Annotated in this window: 23 protein-coding genes; 7 read left to right on the top strand and 16 right to left on the bottom strand. The window is 61.5% G+C overall.

The window, feature by feature from the left end:
- Positions 1-33: 33 nt before the first annotated feature.
- A complete protein-coding gene (locus C4N04_RS10850) occupies positions 34-243 on the bottom strand; it encodes a SlyX family protein (RefSeq protein WP_096763479.1) in 210 nt (69 codons plus the stop codon).
- 179 nt (positions 244-422) lie between these two features.
- On the opposite strand from C4N04_RS10850, the gene uxaC reads away from it, so the two are divergent.
- Positions 423-1,838 carry a glucuronate isomerase gene (uxaC, locus tag C4N04_RS10845; protein WP_106796027.1) on the top strand — a complete coding sequence of 472 codons (1,416 nt, stop codon included), beginning with the start codon at positions 423-425 and terminating at the stop codon, positions 1,836-1,838.
- Positions 1,835-3,292 carry a mannitol dehydrogenase family protein gene (locus C4N04_RS10840; RefSeq protein ID WP_106796026.1) on the top strand — a complete coding sequence of 486 codons (1,458 nt, stop codon included), beginning with the start codon at positions 1,835-1,837 and terminating at the stop codon, positions 3,290-3,292. Before uxaC ends, C4N04_RS10840 begins: the two co-directional genes overlap by 4 nt.
- A gap of 77 nt (positions 3,293-3,369) precedes the next feature.
- Here C4N04_RS10840 and C4N04_RS10835 read toward each other — a convergent pair whose 3' ends face one another.
- The 15 genes from C4N04_RS10835 to C4N04_RS10765 form a co-directional block, all read right to left on the bottom strand.
- Positions 3,370-5,259: a sugar phosphate isomerase/epimerase and 4-hydroxyphenylpyruvate domain-containing protein gene (locus C4N04_RS10835; RefSeq protein WP_106796025.1), complete on the bottom strand. Its 1,890-nt coding sequence runs from the start codon at positions 5,257-5,259 to the stop codon at positions 3,370-3,372.
- A gap of 270 nt (positions 5,260-5,529) precedes the next feature.
- Positions 5,530-6,258, bottom strand: a complete 729-nt coding sequence (locus tag C4N04_RS10830) for an ABC transporter ATP-binding protein (RefSeq protein WP_096770138.1) — start codon at positions 6,256-6,258, stop codon at positions 5,530-5,532.
- A 2-nt stretch (positions 6,259-6,260) separates the two neighbouring features.
- On the bottom strand, positions 6,261-7,007 hold the full coding sequence (locus tag C4N04_RS10825; protein WP_106796024.1) for an ABC transporter ATP-binding protein: 747 nt from the start codon (positions 7,005-7,007) through the stop codon (positions 6,261-6,263).
- A complete protein-coding gene (locus C4N04_RS10820; RefSeq protein WP_106796023.1) occupies positions 7,004-7,990 on the bottom strand; it encodes a branched-chain amino acid ABC transporter permease in 987 nt (328 codons plus the stop codon). Before C4N04_RS10820 ends, C4N04_RS10825 begins: the two co-directional genes overlap by 4 nt.
- Complete coding sequence (locus C4N04_RS10815) at positions 7,990-8,868, bottom strand: branched-chain amino acid ABC transporter permease (protein ID WP_039617155.1); 879 nt, start codon at positions 8,866-8,868, stop codon at positions 7,990-7,992. The genes C4N04_RS10820 and C4N04_RS10815 overlap by 1 nt, the downstream gene beginning before the upstream one ends.
- Before the next feature lie 58 nt (positions 8,869-8,926).
- The gene (locus tag C4N04_RS10810) at positions 8,927-10,063 is read right to left on the bottom strand and encodes an ABC transporter substrate-binding protein (protein WP_086155841.1); all 1,137 of its coding nucleotides are present in this window, start codon (positions 10,061-10,063) and stop codon (positions 8,927-8,929) included.
- Between the two features lie 84 nt (positions 10,064-10,147).
- Positions 10,148-10,930, bottom strand: coding sequence for a shikimate dehydrogenase (locus C4N04_RS10805; RefSeq protein ID WP_245425561.1), 783 nt, complete (start codon positions 10,928-10,930; stop codon positions 10,148-10,150).
- Between the two features lie 276 nt (positions 10,931-11,206).
- Positions 11,207-12,136, bottom strand: coding sequence for a LysR family transcriptional regulator (locus C4N04_RS10800; protein WP_096763485.1), 930 nt, complete (start codon positions 12,134-12,136; stop codon positions 11,207-11,209).
- Positions 12,137-12,231: 95 nt separating this feature from the next.
- Entirely contained in the window at positions 12,232-14,682 is a 2,451-nt protein-coding gene (locus C4N04_RS10795) for an FAD-dependent oxidoreductase (protein ID WP_106796021.1), read from the bottom strand.
- Positions 14,683-15,558 (bottom strand): choline/ethanolamine kinase family protein, encoded by an 876-nt coding sequence (locus C4N04_RS10790; RefSeq protein ID WP_106796020.1) that lies wholly within the window; start codon positions 15,556-15,558, stop codon positions 14,683-14,685. It abuts the gene before it with no gap.
- A gap of 100 nt (positions 15,559-15,658) precedes the next feature.
- A complete protein-coding gene (gene ugpC, locus C4N04_RS10785) occupies positions 15,659-16,735 on the bottom strand; it encodes a sn-glycerol-3-phosphate ABC transporter ATP-binding protein UgpC (RefSeq protein WP_086155837.1) in 1,077 nt (358 codons plus the stop codon).
- A 22-nt stretch (positions 16,736-16,757) separates the two neighbouring features.
- A complete protein-coding gene (locus C4N04_RS10780; protein ID WP_106796019.1) occupies positions 16,758-17,837 on the bottom strand; it encodes a Gfo/Idh/MocA family oxidoreductase in 1,080 nt (359 codons plus the stop codon).
- Between the two features lie 23 nt (positions 17,838-17,860).
- Complete coding sequence (locus C4N04_RS10775; protein ID WP_009989873.1) at positions 17,861-18,739, bottom strand: carbohydrate ABC transporter permease; 879 nt, start codon at positions 18,737-18,739, stop codon at positions 17,861-17,863.
- Between the two features lies 1 nt (position 18,740).
- On the bottom strand, positions 18,741-19,700 hold the full coding sequence (locus C4N04_RS10770) for a sugar ABC transporter permease (protein WP_038685985.1): 960 nt from the start codon (positions 19,698-19,700) through the stop codon (positions 18,741-18,743).
- A 6-nt stretch (positions 19,701-19,706) separates the two neighbouring features.
- A complete protein-coding gene (locus C4N04_RS10765; RefSeq protein ID WP_038685983.1) occupies positions 19,707-20,993 on the bottom strand; it encodes an ABC transporter substrate-binding protein in 1,287 nt (428 codons plus the stop codon).
- Positions 20,994-21,258: 265 nt separating this feature from the next.
- On the opposite strand from C4N04_RS10765, the gene C4N04_RS10760 reads away from it, so the two are divergent.
- The 5 genes from C4N04_RS10760 (at position 21,259) to C4N04_RS10740 (ending at position 26,559) form a co-directional block, all read left to right on the top strand.
- Complete coding sequence (locus C4N04_RS10760; protein WP_106796018.1) at positions 21,259-21,936, top strand: TetR/AcrR family transcriptional regulator; 678 nt, start codon at positions 21,259-21,261, stop codon at positions 21,934-21,936.
- Positions 21,937-22,067: 131 nt separating this feature from the next.
- Complete coding sequence (locus C4N04_RS10755) at positions 22,068-23,216, top strand: Gfo/Idh/MocA family oxidoreductase (protein WP_106796017.1); 1,149 nt, start codon at positions 22,068-22,070, stop codon at positions 23,214-23,216.
- Between the two features lie 3 nt (positions 23,217-23,219).
- Complete coding sequence (locus C4N04_RS10750) at positions 23,220-24,383, top strand: dihydrodipicolinate synthase family protein (protein ID WP_106796016.1); 1,164 nt, start codon at positions 23,220-23,222, stop codon at positions 24,381-24,383.
- Positions 24,384-24,410: 27 nt separating this feature from the next.
- Complete coding sequence (locus C4N04_RS10745) at positions 24,411-25,241, top strand: sugar phosphate isomerase/epimerase family protein (RefSeq protein ID WP_106796015.1); 831 nt, start codon at positions 24,411-24,413, stop codon at positions 25,239-25,241.
- A 40-nt stretch (positions 25,242-25,281) separates the two neighbouring features.
- On the top strand, positions 25,282-26,559 hold the full coding sequence (locus C4N04_RS10740; RefSeq protein ID WP_106796014.1) for a Gfo/Idh/MocA family oxidoreductase: 1,278 nt from the start codon (positions 25,282-25,284) through the stop codon (positions 26,557-26,559).
- Positions 26,560-26,569 lie beyond the last annotated feature (10 nt).

Below are 26,569 nucleotides of genomic sequence, written 5' to 3'. Positions count from 1 at the left end.
GAAAACCGGGCACGCGGTATCCCCCGCGTGCCGTTAATAATGCGGCGGACGGGTGATACCAGGCGCTTCCAGCGATTGTTCCTCGAGCGACAGGAAGCGTTCGGTCAGCCGGTCGAGCTTGGTGCGCATCTGCTCGACGAGCTTCCATTGTTCGGCAAGCTGATCGGAGAGCTCCTCGATCGTCTTTGCCTGATAGGCCAGCATTTCCTCCAGCCGGGTGATGCGGTTCGTCTCGTCGGACATCGATCCTCCTTTGCCGACACCGGCGAATAGATGCTTCTCCCAAAGCGGAAATAGGCCATCTCGTCAATGTTTTCGATGGCCGGCGCAGCCGCGCGCAAAACTGAACCGTTTGGTTACTAAAAGACCTTGCCGCGCCTGATGTTGTGGGGTAGGCCCTTATCCATCAGGGAGGAATACTGATGGATGCAGGAAACGGCTTTCTTCATCCGGACCGGCTCTTTCCGGCCGATCCGGCAACACGGACCATTGCGCGCGACCTCTACGAGACGGTGCGCAATCTTCCGATCGTCAGCCCGCACGGGCATACCGAACCCGCCTGGTTCGCTGACGACAAGCCCTTCGAAGACGCGGCCTCGCTGCTGGTCATTCCCGATCATTATCTCTTCCGCATGCTGCACAGCGTCGGCGTTCCCTTGGACGAACTCGGCGTGCCGCGGCTCGACAGCGAGCCGGTGGCTGCAGGCCGCGCGATCTGGCAGACCTTTGCCAGACATTACCATCTCTTCCGCGGAACGCCGTCGAGCCTCTGGGTCGACCACGCCATGTCGGCCGTGCTCGGCTGCACCGAGCCGCTGACACCTGACAATGCCGATGCGCTCTACGACCACATCAATGCCCAGCTCGCCCTGCCGGAATTCCGGCCGCGGGCGCTGCATCAGCGATTCGGCATCGAAACGATCGCGACGACCGAGGGCGCGCTCGACCCGCTGGCACATCACCAGAAGATGGCCGCGGACGGCTGGATCGGCAGAGTGCGCACCACCTACCGGCCGGACAGCGTCACCGATCCCGATGCCGTCGGTTTCCGCGACAATCTCGTCAAGTTCGGAGAGATCACCGGCGCTGACGCGACGCGCTGGGACGGCCTGATCGAGGCGCATCGGCGCCGCCGCGCCTATTTCCGCCAGTTCGGCGCCACCGCGACCGATCACGGCGTACCCACAGCCTTCACCGCCGACCTGCCGCTTGCCGAAAAGCAGGCGCTGCTCGACAAGGCGCTGAAGGGTCCGCTTTCGCCTCAGGATGCGGAGCTCTTCCGCGGCCAGATGATGACCGAGATGGCGGGGCTTTCGGCCGAGGACGGCATGGTCATGCAGATCCACGCCGGCTCGCGACGCAACACCGACAGCGGGCTGTTTGCGACCCGTGGCCCGAATATGGGCGCCGATATTCCGACCCGCACCGACTGGGTCGGCGGCCTGAATGCGCTGCTTTCGAAGTACGGCCATGCGCCGGGGCTGCGCGTACTGCTCTTCACCCTCGACGAAACGACCTATGCCCGGGAACTCGCGCCGATGGCCGGCCATTGGCCCTGCCTGATGATCGGCCCGCCGTGGTGGTTCCACGACAGCCCGCTCGGCATCCGCCGCTATCTCGACCAGGTGGTGGAAACGGCGGGTTTTGCCAATATGGCTGGCTTCAATGACGATACGCGAGCGCTGCTTTCGATCCCGGCGCGGCACGATGTCTGGCGTCGCGAAGTCTGCCGTTTCCTCGCTGGGCTCGTCGCCGAACACCGGCTTTCCAAGCGGGAAGCCGAAATCGTGGCGGGCGAACTCTCCTATGGCAACGCGAAGAAGGCCTACAAGCTGTGACCGAACGACTGCAGACCCTTTCCGGCCTCGCCCCGACGGCGAAGCTTCCCGCCTATGACCGCAGCCGGCTGAAAAGCGGTATTCTGCATCTAGGCCCCGGCGCCTTCTTCCGCGCGCATTTCGCGCCGTTTACCGATGGCGCGCTCGCCGCTGCAGGCGGCGACTGGGGCATTGAGGTGGCAAGCCTGCGCACGCCCGATGTCGCCGATAATCTGAGCGCCCAGAACGGGCTCTACACGACATTGATCCGCGACACCTCGGGCACGACGGCTGAAGTGATCGGCTCGATCTTGAAGGCGCATGTGGCGCCGCGCGATCCGGCCGGCCTGCTGACGCGGCTCGAAGATCCTGCTATCCGCATCGTCAGCATGACGGTGACGGAAAAGGCCTATGGCTTCGATCCGGCAACGGGCGGCCTCGACCTCAAACATCCCGATATCGTCGCCGACCTCGCCAACCGGCATGCACCGCGCGGCGTCATCGGCTATCTCGTCGAAGGTCTTGCGCGCCGCCGGCAGAAGGGGATCGCCCCGTTTACGCCCCTCAGCTGCGACAACCTGCCGAGCAACGGCGCCGTGCTGAAGCGCCTGGTGCTCGAATTCACCTCCCGCATCGATGCCGATCTGCATCGCTGGATAGAGGCGAACGTGCCCTTCCCGTCGACGATGGTCGACCGCATCACGCCGGCCAGCACCGAGGCGACCTATGCCGATGCCGAACGGCTGACCGGCCGCACCGATATGGCGGCGATCGAGACCGAACCCTTTACGCAATGGGTGATCGAGGACCATTTCGCCGCTGGCCGCCCAGCCTGGGAAAAAGTGCGCGGCGCGCTGATGGTCGAAGACGTCTCGGCCTATGAGAAGATGAAGCTCCGGATGCTGAACGGGGCGCATTCGCTGCTCGCCTATCTAGGTTATATCGGCGGCTATGAATTTATCCGTGATGTGATGGACGATACCGCCCTGGCAGCCCTGGCCTACCGCCATATGCATGCGGCGGCGCGGACGCTCGATCCGGTGCCCGGCATCGATCTCGATAACTACGCCAATGAATTGATAGCGCGCTTTGCAAACAAGGCGATCGCTCATCGCACCTACCAGATCGCCATGGACGGCACCCAGAAACTGCCGCAGCGGCTGCTGGAACCGGCATGCGAGGCGCTGGCCAATGGCGACAGGGCGGAGACCTATGCCATCGCCGTGGCAGCCTGGATGCGCTATGCGATCGGCGAACACGGCAATGGCGAGCGCTACGAGCTGCGCGATCCCCGGGCCGCGGAAATCGCCGCTCTCATCGCCGGTGTCCCGCGCACGGGCCTTGCGCTTTCGGCGGCTCTCTTCACCCTGCCTGGACTGTTCCCGGCCGCCTTGACCGGAAACCGGTCCTGGACGCAGGATGTCTCGGACAAGTTGGAGATCCTGATCCAGGACGACCGGCTGCCGTTGTTTTGAGCTGCGCACAATCGGTTGGACATCGGACGACCGGTCGCGGATCCTGAGGAGAAGATGCGGCGGATTGGTCCGCTGCTTCAACTCTTGGGCATGCCCTCCGGCCGCAAATGCTTTTTCAATGCGGCTATCCGGAAGATCGCGTTGGCGGCGCCATAACCCTTATACCCTCGGCGTTCGACGATCTCGAAGAAAAAGCCTTCGCCGAATGTGGGGCTGTAGAGCTGGAAATATTCGCCGAACTCGTCCCGGTCGTACAGGATGTTTTCCGCCCTCAACCGGTCGCTCAGCGCCGCCTCTAAACCGAACCTGGCCTCCGCGTCATCGTAATAATTCGGGGAAATGCTCAGCGGCTTGAAGCCGTTCTGCCGCAAGCTGGCCGCTGTCGCGAAAATATCGTCGGTGTGGAAAGCCAGATGCTGCACGCCCGAGCCGAATGTTTCGGCAATGAAGTGCCCCGCGAGCGTGCGCCGGTTCTCCGCTCCGTTCAGCGTGATCCGTAGCGAACCGGACGCATTTTCCAACACCTGGCTGCGCACCACGCCGGCGGGATCGATGATGTCGAACACGGGCGTCTTCCGCGCTTCGAAGATCGAGGCGTAGAACAGCAGCCAAGTGGGCATTTCGTCGTAGGCGACCGTCTGGGCTATATGGTCGACATGCAAGAGATGAGCGGGAGCAATCTGCGCATCGTCTTCGACCGGCAGGAAGTCGATCTCCGAAAAACGGCCGAGATCACCCTTGTCGTCTATCAGGTATATTAGCCCACCGCCCACACCCCGGATTGCCGGAATTTCGACCTCGCCGGCGCCGACGGCTTGCTTGAAAGGCTCGGCGTCCAGCGCCATGGCTCTCTCGAAGGCTTTGCCGGCATCGTCGACCATCAGCGCGATGGCATAGGCCGTGGTACCGTGCACGACGAAGGACGGACCGGCAAAGCCACCGCCGTCGGCATTGACGATAAGACGGATGTCTCCCTGGCGATAGAGAGTGACATTTTTGGTTCGATGAACGGCCTCCTTCCGGAAGCCCAGGGTCCGCAGGATGCCGACGAGTTCGGTCGCTTCCTCTTCATCGGCGGAGAACTCCACGAAGCCTATTGCCTTGACGATCGCTCGATCGGGCATCGCCTTGACCGAAAAGCTGGGGGCATTCGGCATACGCCGCACCTGATCGCCCAGATAAATCAGCGAGCGGTGGCCATCGGCGGCAATCAGGCGGGATGACCCTCCGCGGAACTGATCGTTGAATATTTCGAGCGAAAAATAACCGTCATAGCCGGTCTCGGCGACGGCAGCGGCAAACTCCGCTACCGGAAGGTCGCCTTCACCCGGCATGTTGCGGAAATGCCGGCTCCAGTAGAGAAGGTCCATGTCGATCAGCGGAGCATCGGCAAGCTGGACGATAAAGATCTTGTCTTTCGGGATCGAACGGATCGAGTTGATGTCGATCTTTCGTGACAGGGTATGGAAACTGTCGAGGATCAGACCGACATTCGGATGATCGGCCCTGCGCACGATTTCCCATGCATCGCGATGGTCATTGATATGCCGCCCCCAGGCGAGCGCCTCATAACCGATCTTCAAGCCGCGCTTGGCAGCCCGTTCACCGAGCGCGTGAAAATCCGCCGCCGCCCGATCAATGCCGCCGAGCGAGGCGGACGAGGCATTCGAGCAAACCAGGATGAGCTCTGTGCCCAGTTCCTGCATCACATCGAACTTTCGTTCTGCGCGATCGAAGGCGCGACTGCGCAACGGCTCGGGCATGCCCTCGAAATCGCGGAATGGTTGGAACAGCGTGATTTCAAGCCCGCGGTCGCGCACCATCCTGCCGACATCCGTAGGCCTGCCGTCGAAAGCCAGAAAATCATTCTCGAAGATTTCCACGCCATCGAAGCCGGCTTTGGCGATCGCATCCAGCTTCTCGGGTAGCTCTCCGCTGATCGACACCGTGGCAATCGAAGTTTTCATCGGTCTGCTCCTGGCCTTGCCTACAAGGCGGTGAGAAATCAGGTCTGCCTCTAAGGCCGGGTTCGAGCGCCAGCATCCGGCCGGCGAATGGCTCAGCTCGCCTCTCTACCGGCGAAAGATGGCTCGCTGTCGCTCTCCCGAAGGGCACCAATTTAAAACTAGCCTGCCTAACGCAATGCCAGCGAACCGTAGCGCCGTGCTGCCACTTGATGCGCCGCCCCTGCCGGAACGGGGATTCTCCCAGTCTTGGCAGGGGCGCCGTCGAGCGCGTCAATGCGCATGCTCGGCCTCGATATGGCCGCCGAGGAAGAGCTGCCCGACGCGCGGATCGGAAAGCAAAGCCGAAGCCTTGTCGTGCATACGCGTTTGACCGAGCTCGAGAACGAGGCCGTAATCAGACATGGCGAGCGCCGCCTTGGCATTCTGCTCCACCATCAGGATGGTGACACCTTGGTCGCGCAGTCTGATCAGGGTCTGAAAAACCTCCTGCACGAGATTGGGCGACAGGCCGATCGAAGGCTCGTCGATCAGGATCAGCTTCGGGTCAAGCAGCAGGGCGCGCGCCACCTCCAGCTGCTTCTGTTGTCCGCCCGACAGTTCGATCGCCTTGCGGTCGGAGAATTTACGCAGCATCGGGAACTGGTCCATCACCATGTCGATCCGCTTGCGCACATTCGCCTGGTCGCTTGCGGTGATGCCGCCGAGTTCCAGATTGTGATAGACGGAGAGTTGCGGAACGACATTGCGGCCTTGCGGAACATAGGTGACGCCATGCCCGATCATCTGCCGCGGGGTTTGCCGGGTCACATCCTGGCCATCGAGCAAGATTTGACCGGAATGGATGTTCAGGAGGCCGAAGATAGCCTTGAAGACGGTCGACTTGCCGGCGCCATTCGGCCCGATGACTGTGGTGATCGAAGCTTTCGGGATTGCAAAGGACACGCCGTTCAAGATGGTGATCTTGCCGTAACCGCCTTGGATTTTTTTGAGCTCGAGCATTGTCAACCTCCAAGATAGGCGTCGATAACGGTCTGGTTCGACCGAATTTGGTCCGGTGTGCCTTCCGCGATGATGTTGCCTTCCGCCAGAACAATGATGCGGGAGCACAGGCTCATCACGAACTCCATATTGTGTTCGATAACGACGAACGTCGTGCCGTGCTCGGCATTGTAGGCGACAAGCCGGTCCTTGAGGTTGGCGAGCATCGTCAGGTTGACGCCGCCCGCCGGCTCGTCGAGCAGGACGAGACTCGGGCCGGCCATGAAGGCCATCGCCGCATCGACCAGCTTTTGCTGGCCGTAGGAGAGCGAACCCGCCAGTGTGTCGCGCAGATGGCCGAGGCGAAAGAAGGCGATCATGCGCTCCGCTTCGGCCGTCAAGCCGGCGTCGCCGGGGCCGAAGAGACGTGCCAGCATCGTGCCGTGATGCTCCTGCCCGGCAAGAATGATGTTGTCGAGCACCGACATTTTCGGAAAAACCGAAAGCTGCTGAAAGGTTCGCCCGACGCCGAGCTTGTTCAAATCGGAGGCGCGCATGCCGGAGACGTTTTTGCCGTTGACCGTCACCTCGCCCGCATCCGGGGTCAACTGGCCGAGGATGCAGTTGAAGAGCGTCGACTTACCCGATCCGTTGGGGCCGATCAGGCCGAGGATCTCGCCCTTGTTGACCTCGAAGGAAACGCCGTCGACGGCGCGGATTCCGCCGAAGCTCTTGCCAATATCGCGAACGGAGAGGATGGGCGTGTTCATTTCAGGCTGGCTCCTTCCGCCATGTCTGCGCGGACCTGTTGCTTCGGCCAGATTTTGTCACGGCTTCTGGCGCCGACACCAATCAGCCCCGACGGCACGAAGATCAGCATGACGATGACCAGCGCCGAATAGATGATGAGATAATATCCTTCGGTGAAGCGCAGGATCTCTGGCAGCAGAATGACGACGCCGGCGCCGACCCACGGTCCGAAGAAGTACCCGGCGCCACCGACGATCACCATCAGCAGGATGCGAAGGGAATGGGCGAGCGCGAAGGATCCGGGCTCGATGAATTGGACGAGAGGCGTGATCAAGGTGCCGGCAAGTCCGCCATATGTCGAGCCGATGGCAAAGGCGAGAAGGGTGATGCGCCGCGTATCGACGCCGAGACTTTCGGCGCGGATCGGGTTTTCGCGCAGAGCCTTGAAGGCGCGGCCCCAAGGCGAACGGACGATCCCCCACATCGCAAGCGCCGCAAATGCCGTCACCGCAAGTGTGAAATAATAAAAAGGCAATTGCTTCATCGTCGAGAACAGGCCGAAGTCGGGACGCGGCATGCCGACGAGGCCGATGCTTCCGCCCGTCAGCCAATCTTCGTTTCTCAGCACGAGAAAGACGAGCGTGTTGAATGCCAAGGTCACAAAGGCGAGGAAGTGGCCTTTGACACGCAGCGCCGGATAGCCGAGGAGCAGGCCGACGACGAAGCATGCAAGCAGCGCCAGGGGCATGGCCACAATCCAATGCCAGCCTGCGAGCGTCAGCAGCGCGGTAATATAGGCGCCGATCGCCATGAACGAGGCCTGCGCCAGCGATATCTGGCCGGCATAGCCCAGCGTCAGGTTCAGTCCCATGGCCGCAATCGTAAAGATCAGCCATGAGGTCAAGATGTAAATGATGTAGTTCTTTTGACCGATGGGGGCGGCGACAGCGAGTGCGAGCAGCCCGAGAATGACCAGAATACGTATGGTGGAACTCTTCGCCATCAGACGGTCCTCCCTTCGGACGTTCCCATGATGCCCTGCGGCCTGACGAGGATGATGACGATCAGGAGCACCAGGGGAAGCGCCGCGCGATACTGGGCCGTGACGTAGGCAGCGGTCAGGTTGTCGAGAACGCCGATCAGCAGGCCGCCGACCAACGCGCCGCGGATCTGGTTGAAACCGCCGACGATTGCCGCGATGAAAGCGATCAGTCCGAGTGTTTCGCCGTTGGAGAACTTGGCGAGATAAACGGGCGTGATCAGATAGGATGCAAGGGCGGCAAGCGCTGCGTTGATCAGGAACGTGTAGAGGATCATCCGCTTGACGTTGACGCCGAGGATTTCCGCGACTGCCGGATTTTGCGCGGTGGCCTGCATGCAGCGCCCGGTGCGGGTGCGGTTCAGGAACAAGGTCAGCAGCACGACGATGCCGAGGCAAAGCACGAGATTGAGGATGTCCTGCATCGAAAGGACAGCGCCAAAGACGTCGATCGGATCATTCGGAAACATCGCGGGAAAAGGCTGAGCTTCGGCCGAATAGAATTCCTTGACGCTCTCCTTCAGGAGAATTCCGAGCGCCATGGTCGCGATGATCAAAGTGATCCCGCCATGGGGAAGGATCGGCTCGACCATGAGCTTCTTGAAGAGAACGCCAAGAATGACGACCGACAGTATGAGCCCGGCCAGCAGCGCAGCCCAGAAGGGCATGCCGAGAATGCTCATGCAGGCAAGCACGAAAAATGCCGGCAGCATGACGAACTCGCCCTGGGCAAAATTCACCGTCTGCGCCGCCTGCCAGACGAGGGTGAAACCGATGGCGACGAGCGCGTAGATGGAACCGGTCGCCAGACCGGACAGTAGGACCTGTAGGAATTGAGACATTGTGCCACTCTCTCGATGGCCGCGGCAGCCGAAGCGGCCGCGGCAGAGCAGGGGATGATCAGTTGGCCGGAACAGTTCCGATCACGACCGGCGAGCCATTCTTCACCTGGACCATGAAGCTCGGACGCGACATTTCGCCGTGTTCGTCCCAGCATGTGTCGAGAAGGATCTTCGGGTAGTCCGCGGCCTTCAGGCACAGTCCGTGCATCTTTTCGGCGAAGGCCTCTCCATCGAGCTCGCCGACCATCTCCGTGACGTATTTCGTCGTCCAGGCGCCGATATAACCCTTGATGGCGTCATGCGTGGGCTTGCGCTTGAAGGTCTCCTCGAACTTCTTGTCGAAGGCGCCGATGCCCGGTACGTCCGTCGCACTCGCGGTCAGGCCGACATGGGCGATGGCGCCATCCGCGGCGCTGCCTGCCAGTTCAACCACCTTGGCTTCGGTCAGGGTGACTTCGCCGACCAGCGGCATGGGCAGCGATTGCTTCCTGGCCTCAATGAGGAAGCGAGCGGACTCCTCCTGATTCATATAGACGAAAACGGCATCGGGACCGGCCTGCTTCAGCTTGGCGATATCCGCAGCATAGTCGGCTTGGCCTTGCTCGGACGGCACGTCGGCGACAATCTCGATTCCGGCCTTCTTCATTTCCTGGGTGAAGACGTCATGGCCCCCCTTGCCGAACTCATTATTCACCCAGGCGACGGCGACTTTCTTCGCCTTGATCGTCTCGGTGAAATAGCTGGTCAGCGCGGGAATGCCCTTTTGGGAACCGGACGACGTCCGGAAAACGAAGGGGTTTCCTTTCTGAACGATGCTCGGAGATTCCGAACCGACGAATTGCGGCGTGCCGTTCTGTTGCGCGACGAGCATATTGACCATCGTCGAGCCGGAATAAATCGTGCCGAGGATCGCATAGGCGCCTTCATCAATCGCCTTCTGGACAAGGGCGCGCGAGACCTGCGGATCGGTCTGCGTGTCATATTCGCCAAGTTCGATTTTCTTGCCGAGAATCCCGCCTTCGGCGTTGATTTCCTCGACCGCGATCTTGATCCCGTCGCGCCAATTGGTTCCTGCGGGGGCGCCAGCGCCGGAAAGCTCGGCCACCATGCCGAGCTTGACCGTGTCTTCGGCATGAGCGACACCCAATCCGACGAAGACGGCAGTTGATATTGTAAGCAGATTTTTCAGGTACATACTGTCCTCCCAGTAAAAATTAGACCGGCTTTTGCGGCGCCGTCTCCTAAAGCGCCCCGGCCTCCCATCAGCAGGAGACGAAAGCTAGCCGCTTTTCAAGCACACTTCCGGTCCAGGCGGTCGCATCAACAGAAAGTCCACAAGGACAAGAGCTTGCGCGTCAAACATCCCAGCGCCCGTCATCGTCCGGCACCCACGCCGGCGTGCATCCTGGATGAGCGGCGGAACTTCCGGCTTGGTGATGACGCAAGCAACGAATTGCCGGGCTTCCAGTTTGGATGCGTCGATCGGCAAAGGATCATCTGGCCGCATTCCGAGCGGGGTGGCGTTGGCAACGAGATCATAGCCTGCCGGATTTGCATCTCCGGAGACGACCCGGCCTGAATAAAGCCTGTCGAGCTTTTCAATAATAGCATCGCGCCGCTCGGTGTCGATATCGTGGATCGCAAGCATTCCCGCTCCGCGCCTCATGATTTCGAGGGCGATCGCCGAACCCGCGCCTCCACACCCCACCAGCAGGCATCTGCGGCCGGCGACGGAAAAACCTTCCTTCTCCATTCCGTCCAGATATCCGAGCCCGTCGGTATTGTCGCCATGCCAGCCGTCGCCCGTCCGGCGCACGACATTGACCGCCTCGACGAAGCTGGCGCGATCCGAGGTCGTCGCGCAGAGGCCGAATGCCGCTTGCTTGTGCGGAACGGTGACGAGGAATCCGCCGATATTGGAAACCGCCCGCAGCGCGTCAAAAACAGTGGGCAGATCAGCAGAAGCCACATGCATCGGCACGACGACGGCGTCTTCCTTCCGATCGGTCAAAAGCCGCGTGATGACATCCGGCGAGCGCACCTGCGCGATGGGGTCGCCCACGACTATGAAGAGCCTCGTATTTCCAGAAGGAATAATTCCCGCCATCTGCCGTCCGTTTCCTAGCCAGGGACCGGAACATCCTGCCGCACTTGGTTTGTGCGGCCGATATAGCGCTCGACCTGTGTCAATTCTCCACGAAAGCGTAGCGATGAAAGACCGCTATATCGAGTATCATTTTCGCAGGCTTCCGTAACATCATGTTAATGATCAAATCGTGTGCCGAGTGAGCCCGAGACCGTGGGATCGGGCCGCAAGCTCTGCCGGCGACCGAAAATGCTATTTCTTCCGCGTTGACGCTCTATCGGCGGGCCTCAGCGAACTCGCGCTCTGCATTTCATGGCGAAGAAGCTGCCGAAAGTGCTCGGCATAGGCGGAGAGAGGCAAATCCCGGCGATAGGCGATGTAGGTATGGAAAACGCTGTCGGCGTCGATTTCGATACCTTTTAATCCGCGAACGACGCCATGCGCCACGGTGAACTCGTCGATGATCGCGATCCCCAGACCCGCCGCCACCAGGCTGCAAACCGTCGTGCCGAAACGAGCCTTGATGTTCATCTGATAGGCGACGCCGCTATTGGTGAACATGGCCGCCATGATCGCGCCGTACGGGTCTTTGGGGTCGATCCCGATCAGCGGATAGCCGGACATTTCCTGGGGCGTGATCTTGTCCCGGGTCGCCAGCGGGCTCGTCTCCGGGACGATGCACAACAGCCTGCCGCTCGCCAGAGGCTCGAATTCAATAAGGGGATGATCGAAACGGGACGAGATCGCGACCAGTTCGCCGCGTCCGAGGAGCAGGTAGTCGATCGCCTCCTCTATCTTGAGAATGTTGACGTCGAGCCCGAGATCCGGAAAGCGCTGCCGCAGCTTGGCGATGGCGCGGGGAACCATCACGTTGGCGATGCTCGGCACGGATGCGATGCGAAGCTCCTGGCTCTGTCCCCGCCCGAGCCCGGCTACGGCCGATTGGAGATCGTCGATCTTACGATGCACGGTATCGAGCAGGTCGAAAATATTGCGCGCCTGGGATGTCGGCACAAAGCGGCCGGCGCGCCGGTCGAAGAGCCGGATACCGAGGGAATCTTCCGTATATTTCATGAGGCGGCTGAGGCCGGGCGCCGAAACGTTCAGCAACCGCGCAGCGCCTGCGATGCTGCCGGTCACCATGATGGCGCGTATGACCTCGATCTGTCTTAGCGTAAGCATCACCAGCCAAACGACACGCGCTCAGACGCATGTGTCGACAATGCTTTAATAGGGAAGCCGCGCGCAATGCAAGTTTGGGCAATCGGCCGGCGTCACTACGCCTTGATGCGCGCCATGTCGGGATCGTAGAGCGGCGCCAGCGACACCTTACAGGGAATGCGTTCCCTGGCGACATCCAGTTCATAGCTGCCGGAGAGAACAAATTCCTCCGAGACGCCCTCGGCATTGCGGACGTAGCCGTAACCGATCGGCTTACCGAGCGTATAGCCGAAGCCGCCGCTCGACAGCCAGCCGACGCGTTTGCCGTTGCGATAGATGGTTTCGCGGCCGAGCAGTACGGTATCGGGATCGTCGGGAACGAAGCAGGCGAGGCGCTTCTTGACGCCGTCGGCAAGCTGCCGCTCGATCGCCTCGCGGCCACGGAAGCGAATGTTCCTTTTGATCTTCACCGCCCAGCCGAGGCCAGCCTCGATGGGCGTATGGTCGGGGCCGATATCGGAACCCCAGGCGCGATAGCCCTTTTCCAGGCGGCAGCTCTCGATGGCGCGGTAGCCGGCATTGGCAAGACCGAGCTCGCCGCCTGCTGCCATCAGCGCGTCATAGACCGTGGTCGCATATTCAATGGGGATGTGCAGTTCGTAGCCGAGTTCGCCGACATAAGTAATACGCAGCGCCCGCACCGGGCAGCCCGATATGCCGATGGTTCTGACCTGGCCGAAGGGGAAGGCGGCATTCGAGACATCGCTGCCGGTCACCTTTTCCAGGACCGCACGTGATTTCGGTCCCATCAGCGACAGCACGCAATAGGCCGAGGTGACGTCGACCAGCTCGGCATGCATCTCCCCCCGAATATTGCGGGCGATCCAGTTGAAGTCGTGGGTGGCGAAACCGGTGCCGGTGACGATGTAATATTCGTTATCGGCAATGCGGGCGACGGTCAGGTCGCATTCGATGCCGCCCTTGTCGTTCAGCATCTGCGTATAGATGAGAGCGCCCACAGGCCTTGCGACATCGTTGGCGGCGATCCAGGAGAGGGCCGCCTCGGCATCCCTGCCCTTCAGCACGAATTTGGCGAAGGAGGTCTGGTCGAAGATGACGGCCGCCTCGCGCACCGCCTTATGCTCGCGGCCGACGGCGTCGAACCAGTTCTGCCTGCCGTAGCTGTAGATATCCTTCGGCTCCTCATTGGCGAAGAGATCGGCGAACCAGTTCGGCCGCTCCCAGCCGAGCTTTTCGCCGAAACAGGCACCCTGCGCCTTCAGCCGGTCATAGAGCGGCGACTTGCGGCAGGGGCGCCCGCTCGAATGCTCCTCGAACGGCCAAGCCATGGTGTAGTGTTTGCCATAGGCTTCGAGCGTGCGGGTGCGCATCCAGTCGGTATCGAAATGCGGGCGGCCGAAGCGGCGGATATCGACCGGCCAGAGATCGTAGGGCGGCTCGCCCTTCGTCACCCATTCGGCGAGCGCCATGCCGGCGCCGCCGGCCGAGGCGATGCCGAAGGCGTTGAAGCCGGCGCCGACGAAGAAATTCTTGAGCTCCGGCGCTTCGCCGAGAATGAAATTGCCATCCGGCGTAAAACTTTCCGGGCCGTTCAGCAGCTGTTTGACGCCCACTTTCTCCAGCGCCGGAACGCGACCGAGCGCCTGTTCCATGATCTGCTCGAAATGGTCGAAATTGCTGTCCAGCAGCGTGTAATGGAAATCCTCGGGGATACCTTGCTTTGCCCAGGCAATGGGATTGGGCTCATAGCCGCCCATGACCATGCCGCCGACCTCCTCCTTGTAGTAGGTCAGGCGATCGGGATCGCGCAGCGTCGGCAGATTGGAGGGCACGCCGAAGGATTCGGTGATGATATATTGGTGCTCGACCGAGACCAGCGGCACGTTGACGCCGAAGCGGGCAGCGAAGGCGCGGGTCCATTGGCCGGCGCAGACGACGACGCGCTCACACTCGATGCGGCCTTCAGCGGTGACGACGGCGCGGATCCTTCCCTTGTCGATGTCGAGGTCGAGGACTTCGGTGTCCTCGAAGATCGAAACGCCTGATATGCGGGCGCCCTTTGCCAGCGCCTGAGTGATGTCGGAGGGATTGGCCTGGCCGTCTGTCGGAAGAAAGGCGGCGCCGACGAGATCGTCTGTTGTCATCAGCGGCCAGAGATCGAAGGCCTCCTGCGGTGTCAGCAACTGCATTTCGAGGCCGAAGGACTGCGCCGTGGTCGCCTGGCGCCTGACCTCCGTCCAGCGCTCCTCGTTGCAGGCAAGGCGCAGGCCGCCATTCATCTTCCAGCCGGTGCCGAGACCGGTTTCCTCTTCCAGCCGCTTGTAGAGATCGACGGAATAACCGAGCAGCTGGGTGATGTTGGCGCTGCTGCGCAGCTGGCCGACAAGACCGGCGGCATGGAAGGTGGTGCCCGAGGTCAGCTTCTTGCGCTCGAGCAAAACCGTATCGGTCCAGCCGAGCTTGCCGAGATGATAGGCCGTCGAGCAGCCGATGATGCCGCCGCCGATGACCACGGCCTTGGCCGTCTTCGGTAATTGTCTCGTCATTTATCGATCCTGTTCAAAAGCTTGATAGGTGCGCTCGAAGCGCGCGAGATTTTCGACTGTATAGGCGGCATAGTCGAAATCGATGGTGGAGTGGATTTCCGAAATCATGCTCCAGAGCGTCTCGCGCAGTAGCGAGGCGCATTTCATCGCGCCGTAGCGGCGGCGGAGATCATCGGTCGGCGGCCGATCGAAATAGATCTCCAGCATCATTTGCTCGGCGGTTTGCGAGAACTCGTTGTTGGAGGCCAACCCGCCGAGATCGAACAGCGGCGTGTTGAAGCCGGCATAGTCCCAATCGATCAGCCAGAGCCGCTTGCCGTCATCGAGAAAATTGGCGGCCAGCAGGTCGTTATGGCCGAAGGCGATCTCGAACGGCGCTGCCGCCTCTTCCAGCGTCTCGGCCTTGGCGATCAACGCCGGCAGCAGTGGGAGGTGGAGGCTGCCCGACTCCTTCAGGCTGGCGGCGTAGTCGCGGATGACATGGAAGACCCAGAAGATCATCGCCGGGCCGCGGAAATGCCGTGCGATATCATGGTGGCAGGCGCGCACCAGCGGCACGATCCGGGCCAGCATTTCCGGCGTCCTGATATCCTCGGGCGACAGCGCCCGCGCCTCGATATAGTCGAGCACCAGCACGCCGGGCGAATGGTGGATGACGGCGGGCGACAGGCCGGCTGCGTGCGCCGCGCGGCTTGCGGCAAGCTCGTTCTGCCTGATGATGTGGTGGATCGGAATGTCGGTGCCGAGTCTCACCACGCAGCGCGCGACGGCATCGCTGACCAGATAGTTCCTGTTGGTGATGCCGCCGGATATCGGCGAAATTTCAATCGGACCCTGCCAGATGCCAAGCGCATGAATCCTATCCTCAGGCGTCATGCTATCCCCCTTGCGGCGCTGGCAAAATGATGGGGCAGAGCAGGATAGGCTGTCAAGCAGCCGCGCGCGCCCTTCCGGACGCGCAAAGGGCGCTATCGGGTCAGATGGTCTTGCCGGTGGCGTCGAAGACGTGGCAGCGGGCCGGATCGAAGAAGGTCTTCACATTGGCGCCGGGCTCGACCTTCTGCTGGCCGTCGAGCGCCACAGTCAGCAGCTGGCCATCCGGCGTCGTGGTGTAGAGCATGGTGGCGCCGCCGAGATTTTCGACGAGATCGACATTCACGGTCGAAAGCGTGATGGTGCCCTGCGTGAGGGAGAGATGCTCGGGGCGGATGCCGAAGGTGACGGCCTCGCCGGCCTCGCCTTTCAGGCGGCGCGGCAGGCGGACGGAATTGCCGCAGACATGAATGCTGGTTTCGGCTTCACCGACCTCTTCGATGCGCGCCTGCAGAAAGTTCATCTTCGGGCTGCCGATAAAGCCGGCGACGAAGCGGTTGGCGGGGTTGTTGTAGAGATCGAGCGGCGCGCCGACCTGCTCGATGCGGCCGGAATTCAGGACGACGATCTTGTCGGCCATCGTCATCGCCTCGACCTGGTCATGGGTGACATAGATCATGGTGTTGCCGAGCTGCCGGTGCAGTCTGGAAATTTCGACGCGCATCTGCACGCGCAGTTCGGCATCGAGATTCGACAGCGGCTCGTCGAACAGGAAGATACGCGGCTCGCGCACGATAGCCCGGCCGATGGCCACGCGCTGGCGCTGGCCGCCCGAGAGCGCCTTCGGCTTACGCTCCAGGAGCTTCTCGATCTGCAGGATTTCGGCGGCGCGTTTGACCTTCGGCTGGATGTCAGCCTTCTTGTAACCCGCCGTCTCCAGGCCGAAGGCGAGGTTCTTGTAGACCGACATATGCGGATAGAGCGCATAGGACTGGAAGACCATGGCAATGCCGCGCTTGGCCGGCGCCACCTCGTTCATGCGCTCGTGGTCGAGCAGCAGCGCGCCGCCTGATATTTCCTCGAGGCCGGCGATCATGCGCAGAAGGGTCGATTTTCCGCAGCCGGAGGGCCCGACGAAAACGACGAATTCGCCGGGATCGATCGTGAGGTCGATGCCATGGATGACATCCATTGCGCCGTAGCGCTTCTCGACCTTCTGAAGAACGACACTGGTTGCCATCGTCTCAAACCCCTCTCGTAATTTATTGTTGCTTCGTTCTTGCGCGCCAATCGGCGTATTTCGGGCTGTCGGGACCGACCGGCAGCGGCACTTCGGCGCCGCTGTCGGATGACTGGTAGATGGCGGTCACCAGCTCCAGCGCGCGGCGGGCATCCACTGTCGTCACCGGCAGCGGCCCCTGGCCGCTGAGGAAGGCGTGGAACTGACCCATCTGGGTGGTGAATCGCGGCGCGACCGGCTTCCAGTCGGCAATCACCCGGTCGATCTTTTCCCGCACGTCGTCATTGGCAGCGATAATCTTCCAGGGATCCTTGCCGGGTGTGTAGGGCTCATGACTGCTTTCGAAGGTGACATTCTCGAAGTGCAGCCTCAGCCGGCTCAACTGTTCCTGCGAACCCAGCGTGCAGGACAGCGAGACGAAGGCGCCGTTTTCCATCAGCAGGCTGGCGGAGGCGCAATCCTCGACCTCGATATCGTTGACGCGGGTGGCAACGCGGCCGAAGACCCTGGCCGCCGGGCCCATCAGATGCATCAGCATGTCGTGCAGATGCAGCGCATGGGTGACGAGCACGCCGCCGAGTTCCGTCGCCCATTTGCCGCGCCAGGGCACGGCATAATATTCCGGTTTGCGCAGCCAGAAGGTTTCGACCGAAGCCGTATAGGCTTTGCCGGCAATACCGGCGTCGATAATCCGCTTGGCCTTCTGGATGCCGTCGCCGTAGCGATACTGGAAGATCGGCATCAGCACGCCTCGAGCGGTTTTTTCCGCTTCCATGATGGCATCGACGCCGGCGAGCGAGCCGGTCAGCGGCTTTTCGCAAACGACATGCTTGCCGGCGGCGAGCGCCGCGACCACCTGTTCCAGATGGATGCCGGGCGGGGTGCAGATATCGATGATGTCGATCGTGTCGTCGGCGAGCAGTTCCTCGAAAGAGGTGGTGCGGCGCACGATGCCGAACTCGTCGCCGACCGCCGCCAGACGTTCTGCGTTCAGGTCGCAGATCGCCACGACCTTGAACTTGTCGGAATGCGGCAGATAGCCCTCGACGATATGCGAGCGGCCGATGCCGCAGCCGACGATCGCGACGGTCTTGATGCTCATGTCACTCTTTTCCACTGCCGCCATCAGCGTTTCATGCCCGTCGTGGCGATGCCCTCGATCAGCAGGCGTTGGAAGAACAGGAAGAAGAAGAACACCGGCACGAGCGTCAAAGTCGACATGGCGAAGAGACCGCCCCAATCCGAGGCGCTGGTGGAATCGACGAAGGTGCGCAGGCCGAGCTGGATCGTATAGGTGTTCATGTCGTTCAGGTAGATCAGCGGACCGAAGAAATCGTCCCAGGTCCAGATGAAGGAGAAGATGGCGGCGGTCGCCAGCACCGGCAGCGACAGCGGCAGCATGATCTTCCAATAGATGCGCCAGGCGCTGCAGCCGTCCATCATCGCCGCCTCGTCGAGTTCGCGCGGGATGCCGCGGAAGAACTGCACCATCAGGAAGATGAAGAAGGCATCGCTTGCCAGAAACTTCGGCACGACGAGCGGCAGGATGGTGTTCACCCAGCCAAGGTCGAGGAACAGCACATATTGCGGGATCAGCGTCACATGATAGGGGATCATCAGCGTGCCGAGCATGATCGAAAACCAGAAATTCCGGCCGGCAAAACGCAGCCGCGCAAAGGCGTAGGCCGTCAGCGAACAGGCGATGACATTGCCGGTCACGACCAGCAGCGAGATGACGAGCGAATTCCAGAAGAAACGGCCGAAGCTGACATCGAGCCCGGTCCAGCCGCGGACATAAGAGGCGAAATCGATCGACGACGGGATGAGCGAGGTCGACGAGAAGATTTCGTTTTCGGGCCTGACCGATGCCGAGACCATCCACAACAGCGGATAGAGCATCAGAAGCGAAGCGGCGATCAGCAGGGCGTGGATGACGAGCGACGCCGGCAGGCTGCGTTTGGTGATGTCCGATGGCGGCCTGGCCGCAGTGACGGAAGCGGTCATCTCAGTCATCGTAGTGCACCCAGTAACGCGAGGTCAGGAAGGAGAAGGCGGTGAAGATCGCGATGATCACCACCAGGATCCAGGCGAGCGCCGAGGCATAGCCCATGCGGAAATTGCCGAAGGCTTCCTGATAGAGGTAGAGCGTGTAGAACAGCGTCGAATTGATCGGCCCGCCGGTGCCGCCCGATATAATGAAGGCCGGCGTGAAGGCCTTGAAAGCTTCGATCGTCTGGACGACGGCGTTGAAGAAGATCACCGGCGTCAGAAGCGGCAGGGTGATCTTGTGGAATTGCCGGAATTTCGAGGCGCCGTCGAGGCTGGCCGCCTCATACATGTCTTGCGGGATCTGGCGCAGGCCGGCGAGGAAAATAATCATCGGCGAGCCGAACTGCCAGACCGACAGCGCCACCAGCGTATAGATCGAATAGTTCGGATGCGAGATCCAGCTCGGACCTTCGATGCCGAACTGCGAGAGCGCGGCATTGACGAGACCATCGCTGGCGAAAAGCTGGCGCCAGAGAACGGCGATCGCCACGCTGCCGCCCAGCAATGAGGGCAGGTAAAAGATGGCGCGATAGAAGGTCAGCCCGCGCAGGCCGCGGTTCAGCGCCATAGCGACCAGCAAAGCAAAGGTCAGTTTGAACGGCACCGAGAAGACGACATAGGTCAGGGTGACATTCATGGCGGCCGAGAATTTCGGATCCGCCGTGGCGATGCGCACGTAATTCGCCGTTCCCACCCAACTCGGCGACCGTAGCATGTCGTAGTCGGTGAAGGAGAGATAGAGCGAAATCAGGGCCGGCCCGAGCGTCAGCCCGAAAAAGCCGATGAGCCATGGCAGGAGGAAGAGATAGCCGGGCGCATTGGCGTTCCAGAGGCGCCGGAAGCGTCCCTCGGCCACGGCCCCCTGATATCTTTCCACCGGTATGGCCCCTGCAGGCGTGCGCATCGCATTGCTCATACGGGATCAGCCTCGTGCGAGAATCTGCGTAATTTCGGTGACAAGCTGCTTACCGCCATCCGAGGGAGAAAGCTGTCCGAAGGCTACCTGTTCGGCGATGTTACGCAGAATAAGTTGGCCTTCGCCTGCGCCGGTTGGCGGCGGCGGCGGCAGTGGGCCGGCAAGATCACCGAGGCCGGCGACATAGTCGAGCGGAACCTTGCCGGTTTCGTCGAGCTTGGCAGCGACGACATCGCGCATTGCCTTCGATTCCGGAATGCCGCGCTCAACGTCGAGGATCACTGCGGCATCCGGATTCTTGACGAAGAAGTTGACGTAGTCGACCGCCTGATCCATCACCTTCGACTGAGCCGATACGGAGAAGAACATCGATGGCTTGCGGTAATGGCCGCCCTTTGAGTCCGGCGTGATGCGCATGTAGTTGGTCAGGGCCAACTTGTCCTTGACCATGGCCTGATAGCCGACGAACTGGTTGCTGTGTGCGTAGTCACAGGCAGCCTTGCCGACGGTGAGCGGGCTGGTATCGATCGTATCCTTGTATAGGGCCTGGATATCAGGGGTGACGCAAGCTCCGGCTTCGCGGAACTTAGCCCACATATCGAACCATTCAGACGCTTCCTCAGGACCGAAAGCAATCTTCGAGTCCGCCGTATAGAGCGCCTTGCCGCGTTGGCGAAGGTAATTTTCGAGCGCCGGCTCGACACCGCTGCCGTCGGCAAAACCGAAGTAACCCTTGCGCTTACCGGCCTTGGTCATCTCGGCACCGATCTTGCCGAATTCTTCCCAAGTCGTCTTCTGCGTCGGCATATCGATGCCGGCTTCCTTGAAGGCCGTGGCGTTCACCACGGTTGCGGCCGAGTTGGCGCCGAGACTGACACCATAGAAATGGCCATCGACCTTGCCGCCTTCAATCTGCGCAGGATCGAAATCCTCGAGCTGCAGCTTCGACGGCATGTAGGATTCCAAAGGAGCAAGGGCACCGCGCCGGGCATATTCGACGATGTAGCGGTAGTCCATTTGGATGATATCAGGGGCATTGCGGCCCGCGACCTGGGTCGCAAGCCGCGGCCAATAATCGGCCCATCCGAGAAACTCACCGTTGATGGTAACGCCGGCATTTTTCGCCTTGTAAAGCTCCGACACCTTGTTGGTGCGGTCGGCACGCGGCTGCGAGCCCCACCACAGGAGACGCAGGCGCGTTTCCTGAGCCAAGGCGCTGGTGCCGAGCGCCGAGAGCGATAGAAGTGCTGCGCCTCCCGCTACGAAATTACGTCTGTTTACACGCAGGGTCATTTTTTCCTCCTCCAAAGGGAAGCGCCTCCACACGCTTCCAAACCAGTTTTGCTTGCGCAAATAACTAATTGGTTACAAGCTACGAGCAAAGCGGCAAGCCTGTCAAGCGGTGTCGGTCAGAGCATGATGGCGAAAAGCGTCGGCGGTTGCAGGCGACGTCATGCTCCGACCCTTCTGTTGCGGCGGGCCGCCCTTCGAAATTCGGTTTTTACAATTTCGCACCGAAGGCTTATGAGCGCAACACGTGACTACAGGGGTGGAGCTGATGAACGACAACGGGGGAAACAGGGAAAGGAAGCAGGCCCGGCGACCGTCGCCGGAGCGGACGGCCCAACGTGATCCGGAGCGGACGCGCGCGGCGATCCTCGAAGCGGCAACCCGAGAATTCGCCGAAAACGGCATGGGCGGCGCCCGCGTCGACGCCATCGCCGAGCGGGCCGGCACCAACAAACGCATGCTCTACCACTATTTCGGCGACAAGGAGCAGCTCTACCTGAAAGTGCTCGAGGAGGCCTATGTCGGCATCCGCACCGCCGAGCGCGCCCTGCATATCGGCGATCGCAGCCCGGAGGAAGGCATCGGCGAACTGGCGCTCTTCACCTGGCGCTATTTCCTCCAGCATCCGGAATTCCTCAGCCTGCTCGGCACGGAGAACCTGCATCGCGCCCGCTGGCTGCGTCAGTCCGTCCGGCTCAAGGAGCTGCATTCGCATCTGATCGGTGAGCTTTCCCAAGTGCTCGAGCAGGGAAAGAAGCAGGGCGTCTTCATCGAAACCGCCGATCCCCTGCACGTCTACCTGACGATCGCCTCGCTCGGCTATTTCTACCTTTCCAACCAGTACACGCTCTCGACGATCTTCGGCCGCGACCTTCTCGAGCCGAGCCATCTCGACGCGTGGGAAAAGCATATCGTCTACGTCACGCTGGCCTCAATCAAGCGCTGAGTCTCGAAAGCAGGATTTGACTCTTGACAGGCTCGCCGCTCTTCTGCCATCAAGTAACCGTTTAGTTACCGGCTTGGGAGGGCCGGGCCAGGACGCCCGCTCCCGCCGCAAAAAATTGCAGGGAGGAAAAAATGGCACGCTTGGGGATCATCTTGCACGGCGTCACCGGCCGCATGGGTTACAACCAGCACCTGGTGCGGTCGATTCTGGCCTTCCGCGACCAGGGCGGCATCACGCTGAAATCCGGCGAGAAACTCGAGATCGACCCAATCATCGTCGGCCGCAACGGCGCCAAGATGGAAGAGCTGGCGAAGAAGCATAACATCAAGCGCTGGTCGACCGATCTCGATGCCGCGCTCGCCAATCCCGACGACACGATTTTCTTTGACGCCGGCACGACGCTGATGCGTGCCGAGCTTCTGTCCAGGGCGCTCGACGCCGGCAAGCACGTCTATTGCGAAAAGCCGATTTCCGACGATCTGCAGGTGGCGATCGATCTCGCCCGCAAGGCGCGCGGCTCCGGCCTCAAACACGGCGTCGTCCAGGACAAGCTCTTCCTGCCCGGCCTGCGCAAGCTGGCACTGCTCAGGGATTCCGGCTTCTTCGGCAAGATCCTCTCGGTGCGCGGCGAATTCGGCTACTGGGTGTTCGAAGGCGATTGGGGCGTGCCGGCGCAGCGCCCCTCCTGGAACTACCGCAAGGGCGACGGCGGCGGCATCATCCTCGACATGCTCTGCCACTGGCGTTACGTGCTCGATAATCTGTTCGGCGAGGTCAAGGCCGTCTCCTGCCTGGGCGCCACGCATATTCCGCGCCGCATCGACGAGCAGGGCAAGCCCTATGATTGCGACACCGACGATGCGGCCTACGCGACCTTCGAGCTTGAAGGCGGCGTGATCGCGCAGGTCAATTCCTCCTGGGCGGTGCGCGTGCGCCGCGACGATCTCGTCACCTTCCAGGTCGACGGCACGCATGGTTCGGCCGTCGCCGGGCTGACGAAGTGCTGGAGCCAGCACCGCGTCAACACGCCGAAGCCGGTCTGGAACCCCGACCAGCCGCAGACGATCGATTTCTACAAGACCTGGGACGAGGTTCCCGATACCCAGGCCTTCGACAACGGCTTCAAGGCGCAGTGGGAAATGTTCATCCGCCATGTCGTCGAAAATGCGCCGTGGCCCTATGGGCTGGAAGCCGGCGCCAAGGGCGTGCAACTGGCCGAGCTCGGCCTGAAATCCTGGGCTGAGCGTCGCTGGCTCGACGTTCCCGCACTGGAGTTCTGAGCCGTGACGACGATCAATCTCCCCCTCGACGGCAAGATCGTTCCTTATACGCTGACCGGCACGCCGATCGAACTGAAGAAGCGCGACGCCAAGGCCTTTCCGCGCATCGCCTTTGCCGCCGCCCATGTCGTCGCCGACCCGCTCGCCGACAACGATCCATGGCTGACGCCGGCGATTGACTGGGAGGGAACGCTCGCCTTCCGCCACCGGCTCTGGGATCTCGGCCTCGGGGTCGCCGAAGCCATGGATACGGCGCAGCGCGGCATGGGCCTCGGCTGGCCGGAAGCGCGTGACCTCATCCGTCGGGCGCTTAGCGAAGCCGCCGGCCGCAAGGATGCACTGATTGCCTGCGGCGCCGGCACCGACCACCTGATCCCCGGCCCCGAGGTGACAATCGACACGATCCTCAAAGCCTATGAAGAACAGATCGAAACGGTCGAGGCGGCCGGCGGCCGCATCATCCTGATGGCAAGCCGGGCGCTTGCCGTCACTGCCAGGAGCCCGGACGATTATGTCAGGGTCTATGACCGCATCCTCCGCCAAGTCAAGGAACCGGTTGTCATCCACTGGCTCGGCGAAATGTTCGATCCGGCGCTTCAGGGTTACTGGGGCAATGACGATCATCTGAAAGCGATGGAAACCTGCCTGGAGGTAATCGAGGCCAATGCCGGAAAGGTCGACGGAATCAAGATCTCCCTGCTGTCGAAGGAGAAGGAAGTGGCGATGCGCCGCCGGCTGCCGAAAGGCGTGCGCATGTATACCGGCGACGATTTCAACTATGCGGAGCTGATTGCCGGCGACGAAGAGGGTCATTCCGACGCGCTGCTCGGCATTTTCGATGCGATCGCGCCGGCCGCCTCGGCTGCCCTCGACGCGCTCGGCCGCAAGAGCAATCACGAATTCTTCGATCTGCTCGAGCCGACGGTGCCGTTGTCGCGCCACATCTTCAAGGCGCCGACGCGCTTCTACAAGACCGGCGTCGTCTTCCTCGCCTATCTCAACGGCCTGCAGGACCATTTTACCATGGTTGGTGGCCAGCAGAGCACGCGTTCGCTGGCACATCTGGCCGAACTCTTCCGCCTGGCCGACAAGGCGCGGGTGCTGGCCGAACCGGAACTCGCAGCGGCGCGGATGCGCCAGGTGCTGGCCGTCCACGGCGTTCACTGATCTCAGGCACGGCAAAGGAGGAATGAGATGCAGGTCGAAGGACTTTCGATCAATCTGGCGACAATCCGCGAGCAATGTGGCTTTGCCGAAGCCGTCGATATCTGCCTGAAGCATGGCGTCACCTCGATTGCGCCCTGGCGAGACCAGGTCGCCAAGGCCGGCCTCGATGAGGCGGTGCGCATCGTCAAATCGAACGGCATCAAACTCACCGGTCTTTGCCGCGGCGGCTTTTTTCCGGCGGCGAACGACGCCGACTGGCAGAAGAACCTCGACGACAACAGGCGGGCGATCGACGAGGCGGCGGCTTTCTCAGCCGATTGCCTGGTGCTCGTCGTCGGCGGGTTGCCAGGTGCTTCCAGGGATATCGTCGCGGCCCGCCAGATGGTGTTCGACGGCATTGCCGCGGTGCTGCCGCATGCACAGGCATCAGGCGTGAAGCTCGCCATCGAGCCGCTACATCCGATGTATGCCGCCGACCGCTCTTGCGTGAACACGCTCGGCCAAGCGCTCGACATGTGCGAAGCCCTCGGCGAGGATGTCGGTGTCGCGATCGACGTCTACCACGTCTGGTGGGACCCCGATCTTGCCAACCAGATCGCCCGCGCCGGACGGATGAAACGGATCTTTGCCCACCACATCTGCGACTGGCTGGTGCCAACCAAGGACATGCTGCTTGACCGCGGCATGATGGGCGATGGCGTCATCGACCTCAAGGGCATAAGACGGATGATCGAGGACGCAGGCTTCTTCGGGGCGCAGGAGGTGGAGATCTTTTCGGCAGAGACCTGGTGGAAGCGCCCGGCCGACGAGGTGATCGCCACCTGCGTCGAGCGTTTCCGCAGCTGCTGCCAGATCTGATTTCAAAATTCGTTTCATCAGCATGCAGGAGAATCATTCGATGGAGAAACGCCGTTTTGCCCTGATCGGCACCGGAAACCGCGGCACCACCATGTGGGGCAAGGACCTGCTTGCCGGCTGGCGCGAACATGTCGACCTCACAGCCATCGTCGAGAAGAACTCGCTTCGCGGCGAGCGCGCCCGCAACATGATCGGCAGCAATGCTCCGCTCTATGAAAACATCGATTCCATGCTCGCCGAGCAGAAGCCGGATCTGGCCATAGTCTGCACGCCCGACCAGACGCATGACGATATCATCGTGCGGGCGCTGGAGTCCGGCATCGACGTCATCACCGAAAAGCCGATGACCACCTCGATCGAGAAAATTCGCCGGATTCTCGACGCCGAGAAGCGCACCGGTCGCCGGGTCGATGTCTCCTTCAACTATCGCTATGCGCCGACGGCGGCCCGGATCAAGGAACTGCTCAATGCCGGCGAGATCGGCCGGGTGACCTCCGTCGACTTCCACTGGTACTTGAACACCAAGCACGGCGCCGACTACTTCCGCCGCTGGCATGCCTATACGGAAAATTCCGGCAGCCTGTTCGTTCACAAGGCCACCCACCATTTCGATCTCCTGAACTGGTATCTCGACAGCGACCCCGAGGCGGTCACGTCCTTCGCCGATCTGCAGAACTATGGCCGCAAGGGCCCGTTCCGCGGACCCCGCTGCAAGCTCTGTCCGCACGCGCATGAATGCGACTACTATCTCGATCTCGAAAAGGATCCCTTCCTCGATCAGCTTTACGAGGATCCTTCGAAGATCGACGGCTATTTCCGCGATGGCTGCGTCTTCCGCGAAGATATCGATATTCCCGACACGATGGTGGTGTCGCTCCGCTACCGCAACAACGTCCATGTCTCCTATTCGCTCAACACCTTCCAGCCGATAGAGGGCCATCACCTGGCTTTCAACGGCACCAAGGGACGCATCGAAATCCGCCAGTATGAAGCGCAGCCCTGGGAACAGCCGAAGGAGGACACTATTCTTCTCATCCGCAATTTCCCGAATGGCAAGGAAGCGGTCGAACGGATCGTCGTCCCGCATTTCACCGGCGGCCATTACGGCGGCGACGACCGGATGCGCAACATGATCTTCAAACCCCACATGGAAGACCGGCTCGGCCAGCGCGCCGGCACGCGGGCGGGCGCCATGTCCGTGCTCTGCGGCATTGCCGCGCTGACGAGTTCGCGCACCGGCAAGGTGGTCGAAATCGCCGAGCTGATGCCCGAACTTGCCAATGACGGTTCACCCAATTCGCTGAGGACACCGCGCTGACGCTAAAGCG

The organism is Rhizobium sp. H4, assembly GCF_003013335.1.
Lineage (GTDB): Bacteria > Pseudomonadota > Alphaproteobacteria > Rhizobiales > Rhizobiaceae > Rhizobium > Rhizobium sophoriradicis.
Note: the sequence above shows the minus strand (reverse complement) of the source record. Positions and strands in the feature narration are given on the sequence as shown.

Coding starts and splice junctions, on each gene's coding strand:
- C4N04_RS10850 (WP_096763479.1), bottom strand. CDS start 243: ATGTCCGACGAGACGAACCGCATCACCCGGCTGGAGGAAATGCTGGCC.
- uxaC (WP_106796027.1), top strand. CDS start 423: ATGGATGCAGGAAACGGCTTTCTTCATCCGGACCGGCTCTTTCCGGCC.
- C4N04_RS10835 (WP_106796025.1), bottom strand. CDS start 5,259: ATGAAAACTTCGATTGCCACGGTGTCGATCAGCGGAGAGCTACCCGAG.
- C4N04_RS10830 (WP_096770138.1), bottom strand. CDS start 6,258: ATGCTCGAGCTCAAAAAAATCCAAGGCGGTTACGGCAAGATCACCATC.
- C4N04_RS10825 (WP_106796024.1), bottom strand. CDS start 7,007: ATGAACACGCCCATCCTCTCCGTTCGCGATATTGGCAAGAGCTTCGGC.
- C4N04_RS10820 (WP_106796023.1), bottom strand. CDS start 7,990: ATGGCGAAGAGTTCCACCATACGTATTCTGGTCATTCTCGGGCTGCTC.
- C4N04_RS10815 (WP_039617155.1), bottom strand. CDS start 8,868: ATGTCTCAATTCCTACAGGTCCTACTGTCCGGTCTGGCGACCGGTTCC.
- C4N04_RS10810 (WP_086155841.1), bottom strand. CDS start 10,063: ATGTACCTGAAAAATCTGCTTACAATATCAACTGCCGTCTTCGTCGGA.
- C4N04_RS10800 (WP_096763485.1), bottom strand. CDS start 12,136: ATGCTTACGCTAAGACAGATCGAGGTCATACGCGCCATCATGGTGACC.
- C4N04_RS10795 (WP_106796021.1), bottom strand. CDS start 14,682: ATGACGAGACAATTACCGAAGACGGCCAAGGCCGTGGTCATCGGCGGC.
- C4N04_RS10790 (WP_106796020.1), bottom strand. CDS start 15,558: ATGACGCCTGAGGATAGGATTCATGCGCTTGGCATCTGGCAGGGTCCG.
- ugpC (WP_086155837.1), bottom strand. CDS start 16,735: ATGGCAACCAGTGTCGTTCTTCAGAAGGTCGAGAAGCGCTACGGCGCA.
- C4N04_RS10780 (WP_106796019.1), bottom strand. CDS start 17,837: ATGAGCATCAAGACCGTCGCGATCGTCGGCTGCGGCATCGGCCGCTCG.
- C4N04_RS10775 (WP_009989873.1), bottom strand. CDS start 18,739: ATGACCGCTTCCGTCACTGCGGCCAGGCCGCCATCGGACATCACCAAA.
- C4N04_RS10770 (WP_038685985.1), bottom strand. CDS start 19,700: ATGAGCAATGCGATGCGCACGCCTGCAGGGGCCATACCGGTGGAAAGA.
- C4N04_RS10765 (WP_038685983.1), bottom strand. CDS start 20,993: ATGACCCTGCGTGTAAACAGACGTAATTTCGTAGCGGGAGGCGCAGCA.
- C4N04_RS10760 (WP_106796018.1), top strand. CDS start 21,259: ATGAACGACAACGGGGGAAACAGGGAAAGGAAGCAGGCCCGGCGACCG.
- C4N04_RS10755 (WP_106796017.1), top strand. CDS start 22,068: ATGGCACGCTTGGGGATCATCTTGCACGGCGTCACCGGCCGCATGGGT.
- C4N04_RS10745 (WP_106796015.1), top strand. CDS start 24,411: ATGCAGGTCGAAGGACTTTCGATCAATCTGGCGACAATCCGCGAGCAA.
- C4N04_RS10740 (WP_106796014.1), top strand. CDS start 25,282: ATGGAGAAACGCCGTTTTGCCCTGATCGGCACCGGAAACCGCGGCACC.